The following is a 13,246-nucleotide window of genomic DNA, read 5'->3' as shown; positions in this document are numbered from 1 at the left end:
CAATTCATTCCTATTTAGAAGCTTTAAAAATAGGGGATGTTAATTAATTTTGACGGATTTAGGTATATATTTGCAGCCGGAAGATCACACCAAAATCATTAACTAAAAAATACAGCCATGGCTTACGTAATTTCAGATGACTGCACCGCTTGCGGCACCTGCATTGATGAATGTCCCGTTGATGCTATCTCGGAAGGCGATATCTATAAGATTGACCCGGATGTTTGCACCGATTGTGGATCATGCGCCGATGTATGTCCGGTGGAAGCTATTCATCCTGCATAAGCAGTAATCAGCAAAATTGTATGGGCCTGTCATTCGTGGCAGGCTTTTTTATTGCTATTTGACGGAAAACTTTATTTAAGTATATTTGTTTAACTCCGGGCTTACAAAAAGGCCTGAAACAATAACTTTGCACTGTGTGCACCAACGATTTGTCATCATGGATAAATTTTCCTACCTGTCGAATGCGGAAGGCGATTTTATAGAACAGCAATACCATCAATATCTGAGTGATCCTGCTTCGGTGGATCAGGGTTGGCAGCGGTTTTTCGAAGGATTTGAGTTTGCAAGGAAAAATTACCAAATGGGTTCGGATCAGTTAACTGTCCCCGGCGAATTTAAAGTAATCAATCTTATTAACGGTTACCGGCAGCGCGGGCACCTGTTCACCCTCACCAATCCTGTCCGTACGCGCCGGAAATATAGTCCCGCCCTGGCTCCTGAAAATTTCGGACTTTCAAAAGAGGATCTGAACAAAACATACCAGGCCGGGAATGAAATAGGAATCGGCCCTGCACCGCTTTCAAAGATCATCGCACACCTCGAAAAGACCTATTGTCAGTCGGTTGGTGTGGAGTTTGCCTATATCCGCAACGAGGAAGTTTACCGGTGGCTGTTGCAGCGGATGGAGTCGCATCGGAATGAACCCCGGTTTGGCAAGGCGGTGAAAATGACCATTCTGCGTAAACTCAGCGAGGCCGTATTTTTCGAAAAGTTCCTGCACAAACGCTTTCCCGGGCAGAAGCGTTTTTCCCTCGAAGGAGGCGAATCGCTGATCCCCGCGCTGGATGCCATCATCGAAAAGGGCGCCGCACTGGGGGCCAACGAGTTTCTGATCGGCATGCCCCACCGCGGCAGACTGAATGTGCTGGCCAATATCATGGGCAAGCCTTACAAAGATATTTTCAACGAATTTTCGAATAAGGAATTTGATGATGAGTTCGTGCTCGGAGATGTCAAATATCATCTGGGGGCAACGCTTCAGCGGCCTACCCACGCGGGAAAAACCGTAGATCTGACACTGGCTCCCAACCCTTCGCACCTCGAAACCGTCGGCCCGGTGGTTTCCGGCATTGCCAGGGCAAGGATCGATCAGGTCTATAAAGGGGATACGGATAAGGTGGTGCCAATTATCATCCATGGAGACGCATCCATTGCAGGACAGGGAGTGGTGTATGAGATGATTCAGATGTCGGAGCTTCCCGGATACCGCACCGGAGGGACGGTACACCTGGTAGTGAACAATCAGGTGGGCTTTACCACTAATTACCTTGAAGGGCGCAGCAGTATCTATTGTACTGACGTAGCCAAGATAGTGCAGTCGCCGATCTTCCATGTGAACGCCGATGATGCCGAAGCCGTGGTGTATGCCATTGAACTGGCCATGGAGTTCCGTGAAAAATTCGACAAGGATGTGTTTATCGATCTGCTCGGGTACCGCCGCTACGGACACAACGAGGGGGATGAGCCCCGTTTTACCCAGCCGGTGCTGTATAAAGCCATCGAGAAACATCCCGACGTACGGCAGCTTTACGTCGAAAAACTGATTGCCGAAGGGCTGATTACGGCCGATGATGCCCTGGCCATTGAAAAAGAAGTCAACGATATTTTTGAAGCTCACCTTGCCGAGTCAAACAAAGCCGAAAAGTCTAAAGTTACCCCTTTCCTCGGGCCTACCTGGGGCAATATCAGGGTGGCAGTCAGCGAAGATTTTAACCGGTCGCCGGTTACCGGGATCGACATGGAAGTGCTTCAGAAGCTTGGAGAGAGAATCACCTCCCTGCCTGAAGGCAAGGCTTTCAACCGCAAGCTGGTAAAGCTGATGAACGACCGCAAAGCCATGCTGGCTCCGGGCGGTAAACTCGACTGGGCAATGGGCGAGCTCCTGGGTTATGCTTCATTACTGAATGAAGGGGTGCCGGTGCGGTTAAGCGGTCAGGATTCTCAGCGCGGAACCTTCTCACACCGCCATGCCGTGCTGACCCTCGAAGACAGCGAAGAGCGCTATACCCCGCTCAGCCACATCGATCCGGCACAGGCCTCTTTTGAAGTTTACAACTCACCCCTGTCGGAATACGGGGTACTGGGATTCGAGTACGGTTATTCACTCTCTTCCCCTTATACCCTCACCATCTGGGAAGCCCAGTTCGGCGATTTTTTCAACGGAGCGCAGATTATTATTGATCAGTATCTGAGCAGCGCGGAAGATAAATGGCGGGTGATGAGCGATCTGGTGCTTTTCCTTCCGCATGGTTACGAAGGGCAGGGGCCTGAGCACTCGAGCGGCAGAATAGAGCGGTTCCTTTCACTCTGCGCCGATAACAACATGCAGGTTGTAAACTGTACTACTCCGGCAAACTTTTTCCATTTGCTGAGGCGGCAGATCAGGCGGCCATTCCGCAAACCCCTGATAGTTTTTACCCCGAAAAGCCTGCTGCGGCATCCGGCCTGTGTTTCGGACCTTAAAGAACTGAGCAGGGGAGGCTTCCGCGAAGTGATTGATGATGAAACGGCAGACCCCGCGAAGGTAAAAAGGGTGATTTTTACCAGCGGAAAACTGTATTACGACCTGATTGATGAGCGCGCGAAACGTGGCACTCATGAAGCGATTATAAGGATTGAACAGTTATATCCCTTCCCCAATGAACAGGTAAAAGAGGTACTTGCCCGGTATCCCGGGGCCGAGAGGCATGTATGGGCGCAGGAAGAGCCTGCCAATATGGGGGCCTGGTCGTTTATACTGCGAAATTTCAAGGAAACGGATATACTGCTTGTTGCGCGCCCCGAAAGCGGAAGTCCTGCCACGGGTTCGCCCAGACTGCATGCCCTCAGGCAACGCAAAATTGTTGAGAAATCGTTCGGGGAATGTACCTGCCCCAACGCAAACCTGATCTGTAAAATGGTTTGCGCCCCGCATGAGTGGTCATTTGTTTCTGAAACAGCAAAAACAGAATAAAAGATACTGAAATGATGATTGAAGTAAAAGTGCCCAGCCCGGGTGAATCTATCTCTGAAGTTCAACTGGCATCGTGGTTGGTGAATGATGGCGATTTTGTGGAAAGAGACGCCGAAATAGCTGAAATTGACTCGGATAAGGCTACCCTGACCATTAATGCATCAGAAGAGGGCATTATTAAAATTCTGGTGCAGGCAGGTGAAACCATTAAAGTAGGTTCAGTTGTAGCACAGATTGACACTTCCGTTGCAAGACCTGCTGCAGCTCCGGTACCCTCATCAAAATCAGAACCGGAACCCGCTGGCAAACCGGGATCAGACAACAAGGCTGATGAAAAACCTGAGGTAAAGACTGAAGATGCCCCCGCTTCCGCCGGAGAGCATCACCTGCATATTTCTCCGCTGGCACGTAAAGTTATGAAAGAGAGGAATGTTTCGGAAAAAGATATTCTGGATTATATCGGCCGCATCCGGATCGGTAAAGCCGATGTGGAGGAGGTGGCTTCCGCCGGACCTCCGCAAGCTGTTGCTTCTTCAGCGGAAACCACCTGGGGCGGCACGCGCAGCACCGAGCGGAAGAAAATGAGCACCCTCAGGCAAAAGCTTGCCCAGCGGCTGGTTTCCGTGAAAAACGAAACCGCCATGCTTACCACTTTCAACGAGGTGAATATGAGCCGTATCATGGATCTCAGGAAGAAATACAACGAAACTTTTAAAAAGAAACATGACGTTTCCCTGGGATTTATGTCGTTGTTTACCAAAGCTGTCACCATTGCACTGAAGCATTATCCCCAGGTAAATGCCATGATTGACGGGGATGAGATGATCTTTCATGATTATGCCGATATCGGCATCGCTGTGAGCGCGCCCAAAGGCCTGGTGGTGCCGGTGATACGCAATGCCGAAAGTCTAAGCCTGGCGGAGATCGAGAAGAAGATCAAGGAGCTTGCCGTTAAAGCCCGCGACAACAAAATCACCCTGGAAGAGATGAGCGGCGGCACCTTTACCATCACCAACGGAGGTGTTTTCGGCTCCATGATGTCAACCCCCATTCTCAATCCTCCGCAGAGTGCCATCCTTGGAATGCATAATATCGTTGAGCGTCCCATAGCCGTGGAAGGACAGGTTGTGATCGCCCCCATGATGTATGTGGCCCTTTCGTACGACCACCGGGTAATCGACGGACGCGAGTCGGTTGGTTTCCTTGTGAAAATTAAAGAGATGCTTGAAAATCCCGAAAGAATGCTTTTCGACGGCACTGAACCGGTACAGGCTCTGTTGCAGATTTGATTTTTTTATGCTTATGGTCACGCTCTGAATTACTTCTACCCCCCCAAGGTGGATAGCAGTACCGGATTGCCCCGGCGTATGTGATGAATTTAAGAAGATATTCCCCATTCTCACTGGTTTAAATAGTAATTTTGATGCCTGAAAATTTGGCGTCATGCGAAAAAAAGTAGATTTTCTGGTGATAGGAACCGGCATTGCAGGTCTCAGTTACGCCCTGAAGGTAGCTCCTTTCGGCAAGGTTTGCATAGTGACAAAAGGAGAAGCCGTGGAAAGTGCGACACGCTATGCCCAGGGCGGTATTGCGGCCGTAATGTACACGCCGGATACATACGAAAAGCACATCCGTGATACCATGATTGCCGGGGACGAACTGAGCGATCCTGAAATCGTGCGGATTACCATCACCGAATCTACCGAAAGGGTAAAGGAGCTGATCGACTGGGGGGTCGCTTTTGATAAAAATCCTGCCGGCAAGTACGATCTGGCCAAAGAGGGCGGACATTCGGAATTCAGGGTGCTGCACCACAAGGATCAGACCGGGGCGGAGATAGAAAATATTTTGTTGCAGCGGGTAAGGGAAAACAGGAACATCGAAATTCTGGAAAATCATTTTGCCATTGACCTGCTTACCCAGCACCACCTTGGCGAAGAGGTGGAGAAAAATGCCAGGGAAATTGATTGCTACGGAGCCTACGCATTGAATAAGGCCAACCATCAGATCATTACCATTCTGGCAAAAACAACCATGCTTGCCACCGGAGGGGCCGGTAATGTGTATGCAACCACCACCAACCCGCCGGTAGCAACCGGCGATGGCATCGCCATGGTTCGAAGGGCAAAAGGAGAAGTGGATAAAATGGAGTTTATTCAGTTTCATCCCACTTCCCTCTTTAATCCTGCCGAAAAGCCTTCTTTTCTGATCACGGAAGCATTGCGGGGCTCCGGTGCGGTATTGAAAACCCGGCAGGGGAAGGAGTTTATGCAGAAATACGATGCCAGATTGTCGCTGGCTCCCCGTGATATCGTGGCCAGGGCTATTGACAATGAACTGAAAATCAGTGGAGATGATTATGTCTGCCTGGATGCCCGGCACCTGGATATGCAGCAGATTCTGGGGCATTTCCCGGCGATTTATGCCAAGTGCCTGAGCATCGGTATTGACATGACCAGGGATATGATCCCGGTGGTGCCGGCGGCCCATTATACCTGCGGAGGCATTAAGGTGGATGAGTTTGGAAGAAGCAACATCCATCACCTCTATGCATCGGGCGAATGCGCTTCTACAGGCTTGCACGGAGCCAACCGCCTGGCGTCCAACTCACTGCTGGAATCTCTGGTATTCTCGCACCGGGCAGCGCAGCATGCCGCCGGGCTTGCAAAAACAAGTAAATTTTTGAATGAGATCCCCGATTGGGATGCCAAGGGAACTGTCTTTAACGAGGAGATGATCCTGATTACCCAATCACTGAAGGAGTTGCAGGGAATCATGACCAATTACGTGGGCATTGTCCGTTCCAACCTCAGGCTGAAACGCGCGCTTGACCGTTTACAGATACTTCAGGAAGAGACGGAGGACCTCTATGAAAAATCCGTGCTCACCGAAAAGATCTGCGAACTGCGGAATATGATAACGGTAGCGGGGCTGATCATTCAAATGGCCATTGACCGCAAGGAAAGCCGGGGGTTGCACCATTCCATCGATTACCCGAGGCAATACGGATCATAAACAAAATGACCGGCCGGGGGTTAATTGAGTTGAACGATCCGCGAGGGTTGGCCCTGTACCTGTGGTTTACCGGCAAATGCCGGAACATCATCAACCGGGAAATTATTGAACATAAAGATTACTGAAATGGCTTTAATAAGAGCGGTGAAAGGAATTCACCCCAAAATCGGAAAAAACTGCTTTTTTGCTGAAAACGCTACCGTGGTCGGCGAAGTGGAAATGGGCGACAACTGCAGCGTGTGGTTCAACGCGGTGGTGCGCGGGGATGTGCATTACATCAAAATCGGAAATAATGTCAATATTCAGGATGGCGCGGTGATCCATTGCACCTACCAGAAGTCGCCGGTGAATATCGGTAACAATGTTTCCATCGCCCACAATGCCATTGTTCATGGCTGTACCATCAACGACAATGTGTTGATAGGCATGGGCGCCATCGTTATGGATGATGTGGTGGTGGAAAGCAATTCCATTATCGCTGCCGGTGCGGTGGTATCGCAGGGCACCGTTGTGGAATCGGGCAGTGTATATGCAGGTATCCCCGCGAAAAAAATCAAATCCATCGACACCAAACTCCTCGAAGGTCAGGTGAACCGGATATCCAAAAGCTATACCATGTATGCCAGCTGGCACGATCCTTCAATAGAGCCCATTGGTTAGGCGTGATTCCAAACCATTGAAAAAGGATGGTAGAAGAGTGCGGGAAAGGCGGTTTGCCATAAAACTGTGCGGAGAGGCTGGCTGGCGCTTTCAGATCTGCCAGCCTGCGGATTATCAATTCCATGCTTTAGTTCAGATATCCCCGGAATAATATGAGTTCTTGTACTCAGGAGTTAGAAAACCTGCCATTCTGACAACCAGGGGATGTGGCAGACTTTTTGATCAGATAAAACAAACCAATAAAGAAAGAAAAATGGGTTACCTGTTAATATTCGGCGTCTTTATGCTTATCAGTTGGGCTGTTGGCGCCAGGTTGAAATCCAGGTTCAGGGAGTACAGTAAAATCCCTGTTAATTACGGATTGAGCGGCCGGGAGATCGCGGAGAAAATGCTGCGCGAAAGCGGGGTGGACGATGTGCAGGTAGTTTCTGTACAGGGCGAACTCTCCGATCATTACAATCCCATGACCAAAACGGTCAATCTGAGTCCGGATGTGTACCATGGCCGCAGCATTTCAGCCGCAGCCGTAGCGGCACACGAGTGCGGCCATGCCGTGCAGCATGCTACCGCCTACGCCTGGCTGATGATGCGTTCAAAACTGGTGCCGGTGGTAAGTTTTGCCTCCAACTGGGTGCAGTGGGTGCTGTTGGCCGGCATCCTGCTGGTAAATACTTTTCCCGGGCTGCTTCTGGCCGGTATCGTGCTGTTTGCGCTTACCACGCTCTTCAGCTTTATCACCCTTCCGGTGGAGCTTGACGCCAGCCGCCGTGCCATTGCCTGGCTCGACGGCAGCGGGATTGCTTCACCCGCTACACTTCCCAAGGCACAGGAGGCATTGCGCCTTGCTGCCTATACCTACGTTGTAGCCGCACTGGCCTCACTGGCTACCCTGCTCTACTATATTATGATCTACATGGGACGCAGGGATTAATTCCCCGGGTTCAATACCCTGAAAAGGAATTCATTGGCATAGCCGGCATAAAAATCAGTGCCGGCTTTGCTTTATTCAGCCATTTATTTATAAGGTGCAGAGCTTTTGAATGGTTTGCAGATTTCTGGATGTGGCCGTCAATCCCGTTTTCTTTTCCCAGAAAGTATTGGTGAGCCTGGTTTTTCCATATCCGTGCGGGCAATACAGATAAACGGCGTCCCCGATAACGTGGAAGCGCTCGGGATAAAAATCCTCTCCGTTTAGCGGAGCAATTGTGGAAAGTTCCGGAATGCCGGAAAGCAGGGTAATGCAGAGGTGCTTGTGATCAAACCCGTCGGCAGTCAGAAACGGATTCTGATTATAAATCTGCTGAAGCCGCCCCCTGGAAAATACCAGCACCGGAACAGTCAGCCCGAACCGGCTGCTGATACGATTGCTGATAATCTCAGACAACACAGGTTCACTTTCAGGTTGCGATTCAAAAACAATGTTACCGCTTTGAATGTACGTTTTTACATCCCTGAAACCGGCTTCGGCAAACACTGCTGTCAGGTCAGCCATGCGTATCGGGTTTTTTCCGCCGACGTTGATGCCGCGGAGCAGCGCAATGTATCTCTTCATGCACAATCCTTTCAGGATAAAACGCCTCTTTTTCTTAATTCATTTAAAAGCATTTCAGGATCAGTGAAGTGTATGGAATCTATACTTAATTCACTGGCAACAGTAATGTTTTCAGGATTATCATCAATAAAGATACAATCCTCCGGTTTCAGGTGATAGCGCTTTAACAGTATCCTGAATATTTCCGGATCGGGCTTGATCACTTTTTCTTCGCCCGAGACCACGATGCCATCCAGTTGCTGAAAAAAACCGAAGCGGCTGTAAGCTAATGGGATCGTTTCGGCCGACCAGTTGGTAAGGCCATAGATGCGGAAACCGCTGGCTTTTAGTTCAGACAATATTCCGACGCTGGAGGTTATTTCACCGCCCAGCATTTCGGGCCAGCGATCATAATAAGCATGGATCTGCGCTTCCCCTCCGGGAAACTGCTCACACAGTTCTGCAATACCTACGGCAAAGGGTTTTCCGGCATCCATGGCCTGATTCCATTCAGGGGTGCAGACATTTGAAAGGAACCATTCCATTTCGGTTTCGGAGGAGAAGATTTTTTTGTAAAGGTAGCGGGGGTTCCAGTCGACAAGTACGCCGCCGAAGTCGAAAATAATTGTTTTTGCAGGCATAGGATAGATATTTTCAAGCAATAAGGTTTCAGGAATGATTGTTTTCCGGTAACCCATTGGAGAACGCCTTAAATGTTGATATGTTGCATTCCGGGTAAGAAATCAGCTACCCGAAAGGGGCTGTTTTAGGAGCTTTTATATCTTCCGGTCACGAAATCTGAAAGTACAAAAGCCTGATTTTCCTTTAACCGCCAATTCCGGGTAGCTGCTGTTCTGAGCCTTTTGATGGTTTTCACCCCATTGCAACAATGGTAATACCTCCTTTTATTTGTCCGTTGAGCTGGTTTATGTTGACAATATCAAATGCCGCTGCATATCCCGGTTTTAGTCCAAATTTGGGTATGACGATCTGCATGGAGGTTATGGCCACATTGCGGTTCATGTCCTTGTATATGCCAAGCGCCTTTTTATGGTCTGAAAAACTGCTTCGTCCTGCGTTAACGCTGTGAATGATGGCTTCCGTTTCTTTAAATATGGCGGCCTGTCTGTCAAGGTTTAATCCCTTTCCTGATGATCTCATTTGCAGCGTGCCATTCGCGTTTTCAAGGGTTACCTTTGTAGCAGGTTTGCCCACGATTTCCACTTTTATTCTGTTTAATATTTCGGGCCTGGTAATATTCATGATCTTCCAATCCCTGAAAGCAGGATGCTGCAGGTTAAGTGCGGCATCTTTTGAAAGTGGCCGGAAGACAATGGTTTCCAGTGCATTTGGCTGATGCACTACATTAAACATATATGGAGTAGCCTGCGGAACAAAATTGAGGTTCTTTTGGGCTATATGCCTGTCGGTGCGAGGATCGAGCGCAAACAGGTCGAAAGGTTTGTCGAGCGGGCTAAAGGACCATGCGCGGGCAAACAAGCATTTATGACCCGATTCGGCGGGTGGAACATTGTACACGAAATTAGCTTCCATGTTGCTTGCGGGGAGCAGCAATGCGGGCAACTGCGTTACACCAAGATATTGGGCCACTGTTGTATTGAACCCCAGTGTTGGTGAAGCAAGGAAAAATTCCACTTTTGGATAGGGTATCATCAGGTCGCCGCGGTTGTGTAACCTGCAGGCAATATTGTATGAGATGCCCCCTTCCAATGTTGTGGTATAAACCCCCAGGTTGTTGATGGGGCTGATATTGATATCAGGCGAATTCCAGAAAGAAATACCTGAAAACGGGCGAACGCCGGTGTCGTTATTATACGAGCGGATATACATAAAGGAACTTTCCTTAAACGTGTCCGGCTTTGGCCTTTTGTTGTCATTATTGCCCGTATATAATTTTGTTATGCGTCCAATGACTTTCCTGGGGTATCCGTCCCTTTCTTTTTTTAAGCGATTGAGAAGTTCTCTGGCCGCTTCAATATTTTTTGACATATGGCTGCAATTTTGTTGGATGTTAATGTTGATTCATGTGGGTGCTTCTTACGGTTACTGCCCGATAAAGTCAAGCTGCACCGGCGTAATGGGCAACCCGTTTTTTTGCTGGTTATGCTGCAGAAGTTCTTTGGGTTCTTCCAGTGAATTCTGGCCGTTTGCATCTTTTTGTGTCCAGCAGGTATAGCCATAGCCCCTGTCGGCATCCAGATTGAAATCAGGAATCTCAGCATGTTTCAGCACCCCGTTATACAATTCTTCAGCAAGGGTAAGGCTGTTGCCTAATTGAGGCAGTCTTTTCTTTTTGCGTGTGGTCACAACTATAAAGTTCCGGAGTTTGGTTTCGTCGCCCTGCAGGGTTCGCAGAAACTCAATAAAGTCTGGATCGAGCGGTATGGGGCCAAAAGCATAGTGCAGCGAGGTTTGTGCAAAATAAGAATCCGGTGCTCCGATGGCATGGTTGGGTTCCGAGGCGGCTGGGCCTGAAGGTGGATATGCCAGATGTTTTTCGCGGTGGAACAATTGGTCGAGCGGGCCTCCGCCATCAAGCAGCACTTTCAGTTTGGGAAGCGTGTTCTTCAGGTCGAGGGCATTAAAGCCAAAAGGATCATTGAAGGCCGTGTTTTTAAACTGGGCAAACCTGGGCTCATCGAGGTGTTCTTGCATGGGGAAGGCAAGTCCATTGAGCGACACACCCAGCCTGAAGTTTTGGAAGGCATTGTATAAATGCTCATAAATCAGGCTGGCGGCATAGCGGATTCCGGCGGTGGTAAGCGTTGTCAGTGCGCCCAGTACTGCATCAATCAGCGCGGCGGCGGCAGCTACAGCAGCAATAATCAAAGCGGCAAGCATAATAAATATAGCCAGGATGTTAAAACCGCCTGCAATATCTGCCGCATCTTCCAGGAAATCGCCGATATCGCCTAAGTTATCCATGGCGGTTTCCCAAACCTCTTCAAGTTCTGCCGTTAATGAATAGGGTACTGGTTCGGGCAGTGTTCCCGTTTCGGTGGCACTTTTCAGCCACCTGTACCACAATCTGTAGGCGGCATCCACATCGGCCGCCGAAATTTTCCTGCCGTATTCGTTGTCGTTGGCGGAACCTGATCCAAAGACTTCGTTCAGGGTTTTGGAAATCAGGTCGGCAAGATCGCCGGGTAAAACAGTATTGGTATCCGGAACAGGGTCTTCTGCGTCTATCGGTGCTATGGTTCCGTTAAAATTGAAGTTGTAGAAAGCATGTAATTGCGAACGGTTCCAGTCGGTGCCGTTATGTATGAATTGATTAAATACATCCTGGTAGTTCTCTCCTGTTTTATGGCGCTGAGATTGGGTGCGGTAAGCGCCGCCATCATTGATATTTACATAGGGATGACCAACGGTATCTCCGCTTACATGGGTCAGGTAGCCGATGGCATACAGGTGCAATGGCGAATCAGGACTGGTTTTCTCCAGGAGAGCCTTGGCAAAGCGCCCGGTTTTACGGTAATGCATGGCATCAAACCACCACCATTCGCCCTTTGTCTGCCCATCGCGGTAGGGGTGGCCCAGCACATCATACACATTAAAATCGGTTATAAACTTTTTGACCATTTCCATCAGGGTGGCCAGAAGTGCATCCACCACTGCCTGCATATCGGAAAACAGTTGTTCAAGTTCGCTCAGGGTCGACGAGTTCTCAACCACTGCATCTGCCGCGGCGCCCAGCGCCTCAATGGCATCAATCACAGGTTGTGGCACCAGCGATTTAAGCTGCTCTTTGAAATTGTCGAGGAAATCGTAAATCTCGTAGTACGTTTTTACCGCTTCTCCAATGGGCAGCGAACTCCAGTCCTTTGTATTAAAGAACAAGAAATCGGGGCCCTGACAACCCAGGAATAAGTAAGGAAAATTTTTGCTGTCGGATAGAAGCGCCTGCAATTTGGCATAATCGGCGTTACCTCCCAATCCGTTGCCTGCCTGTATCTTTTGTTTGAGGGCATTGGCAATTATGTGGTGCATAGCTGGACCTGGCATATCTGATTGTTTTTAGTTTGTGAAGTACTTGATGGTTTTATGCAAATGGCTTCAACATTTTGAAATGCGTTGCTTTTTCAGGCTTGTCGTATTGAACGAACGAAAGACCGTTTCCGCTGAACGTGTGTCCCAGAAACTCAAGGTAAAACCCTCTTTTGGAATAACTTTCAATCACAATGGTAAGTTTGTCCTCCTGTTTGGGCATAAAATGAAGGATAAAGCGGTTTTCGTCATTTACCGGAAAGTCGTCATCCTCGTCAATACCCAGATACCACTCCTCGGCACCGAAAGGCGAATTGGTTTTGTAGATGCCCCACCAGTGATCCTGATTCTGATAGGACCTGATGGTGAATACATTGTTACTTGCACCGGCCACCGGACTGAACTGAAAGTAGCAGTCTTTTTCTTCAGCCAGCGATTTGATACTGTATGATTTCGGAACACTGCCCTTGTAGAGAATGATGGCATTGTTCGAATAAATGTAATGGTAGTTGTCAGCATCCCGGTCTGTTACCAGTACCCATTCGGAAGGCCAGGATGTGGTGCCGAGGGTATCGTCCTGATTTGTGTCTTTGTCCTTGCTGCAGGAAGTTGCAGCGAATAAGGCTGCTGTCAGCATGATGGCCGCTAAAAAGCCTGACCTGAGATTTCCGGAAGAAATGAATGCTTGCATATCAGGATTGATTGGGTTCGGTTGAAGATTTTATGTCCTGTACCGGTAGTATCCGGACGATTTATGCAACTTGGATAATTGATAAACAAGCAGATTTGCAGAT

At 49.0% G+C, this 13,246-nt stretch carries 11 protein-coding genes; 6 read left to right on the top strand and 5 right to left on the bottom strand.

The genetic code is table 11. The annotated features are described in order from the left end of the window. The first annotated feature begins 117 nt into the window (after positions 1 to 117). From TBC1_RS09095 to TBC1_RS09070, 6 genes are all read left to right on the top strand, one after another. The gene (locus tag TBC1_RS09095) at positions 118 to 285 is read left to right on the top strand and encodes a DUF362 domain-containing protein (protein WP_062041141.1); all 168 of its coding nucleotides are present in this window, start codon (positions 118 to 120) and stop codon (positions 283 to 285) included. 157 nt (positions 286 to 442) lie between these two features. Beyond that, entirely contained in the window at positions 443 to 3,238 is a 2,796-nt protein-coding gene (locus TBC1_RS09090; RefSeq protein ID WP_062041138.1) for a 2-oxoglutarate dehydrogenase E1 component, read from the top strand. A gap of 11 nt (positions 3,239 to 3,249) precedes the next feature. Next, positions 3,250 to 4,527 (top strand): 2-oxoglutarate dehydrogenase complex dihydrolipoyllysine-residue succinyltransferase, encoded by a 1,278-nt coding sequence (odhB, locus tag TBC1_RS09085; protein WP_062041135.1) that lies wholly within the window; start codon positions 3,250 to 3,252, stop codon positions 4,525 to 4,527. Between the two features lie 154 nt (positions 4,528 to 4,681). Next, entirely contained in the window at positions 4,682 to 6,253 is a 1,572-nt protein-coding gene (nadB, locus tag TBC1_RS09080; RefSeq protein ID WP_062041132.1) for an L-aspartate oxidase, read from the top strand. Between the two features lie 126 nt (positions 6,254 to 6,379). Further along, the gene (locus tag TBC1_RS09075; protein WP_062041129.1) at positions 6,380 to 6,913 is read left to right on the top strand and encodes a gamma carbonic anhydrase family protein; all 534 of its coding nucleotides are present in this window, start codon (positions 6,380 to 6,382) and stop codon (positions 6,911 to 6,913) included. A 253-nt stretch (positions 6,914 to 7,166) separates the two neighbouring features. Beyond that, positions 7,167 to 7,844, top strand: a complete 678-nt coding sequence (locus TBC1_RS09070) for a zinc metallopeptidase (RefSeq protein WP_062042928.1) — start codon at positions 7,167 to 7,169, stop codon at positions 7,842 to 7,844. Positions 7,845 to 7,931: 87 nt separating this feature from the next. Here TBC1_RS09070 and TBC1_RS09065 read toward each other — a convergent pair whose 3' ends face one another. From TBC1_RS09065 to TBC1_RS09045, 5 genes are all read right to left on the bottom strand, one after another. After that, positions 7,932 to 8,465, bottom strand: coding sequence for a DUF1697 domain-containing protein (locus TBC1_RS09065; RefSeq protein WP_062041126.1), 534 nt, complete (start codon positions 8,463 to 8,465; stop codon positions 7,932 to 7,934). Between the two features lie 11 nt (positions 8,466 to 8,476). Next, positions 8,477 to 9,142 (bottom strand): HAD family hydrolase, encoded by a 666-nt coding sequence (locus tag TBC1_RS09060; RefSeq protein ID WP_236695648.1) that lies wholly within the window; start codon positions 9,140 to 9,142, stop codon positions 8,477 to 8,479. 175 nt (positions 9,143 to 9,317) lie between these two features. Next, positions 9,318 to 10,454 carry a hypothetical protein gene (locus tag TBC1_RS09055; RefSeq protein WP_062041123.1) on the bottom strand — a complete coding sequence of 379 codons (1,137 nt, stop codon included), beginning with the start codon at positions 10,452 to 10,454 and terminating at the stop codon, positions 9,318 to 9,320. A gap of 54 nt (positions 10,455 to 10,508) precedes the next feature. Next, complete coding sequence (locus TBC1_RS09050; RefSeq protein ID WP_172668864.1) at positions 10,509 to 12,470, bottom strand: hypothetical protein; 1,962 nt, start codon at positions 12,468 to 12,470, stop codon at positions 10,509 to 10,511. 37 nt (positions 12,471 to 12,507) lie between these two features. Then, a complete protein-coding gene (locus TBC1_RS09045; protein WP_062041117.1) occupies positions 12,508 to 13,143 on the bottom strand; it encodes a hypothetical protein in 636 nt (211 codons plus the stop codon). Positions 13,144 to 13,246: the final 103 nt, after the last annotated feature.

Source organism: Lentimicrobium saccharophilum, from assembly GCF_001192835.1.
Taxonomy (GTDB): Bacteria; Bacteroidota; Bacteroidia; order Bacteroidales; family Lentimicrobiaceae; genus Lentimicrobium; species Lentimicrobium saccharophilum.
The sequence above is the reverse complement of the archived record's forward strand: the minus strand, read 5'-3'. Positions and strand labels throughout refer to the sequence as shown.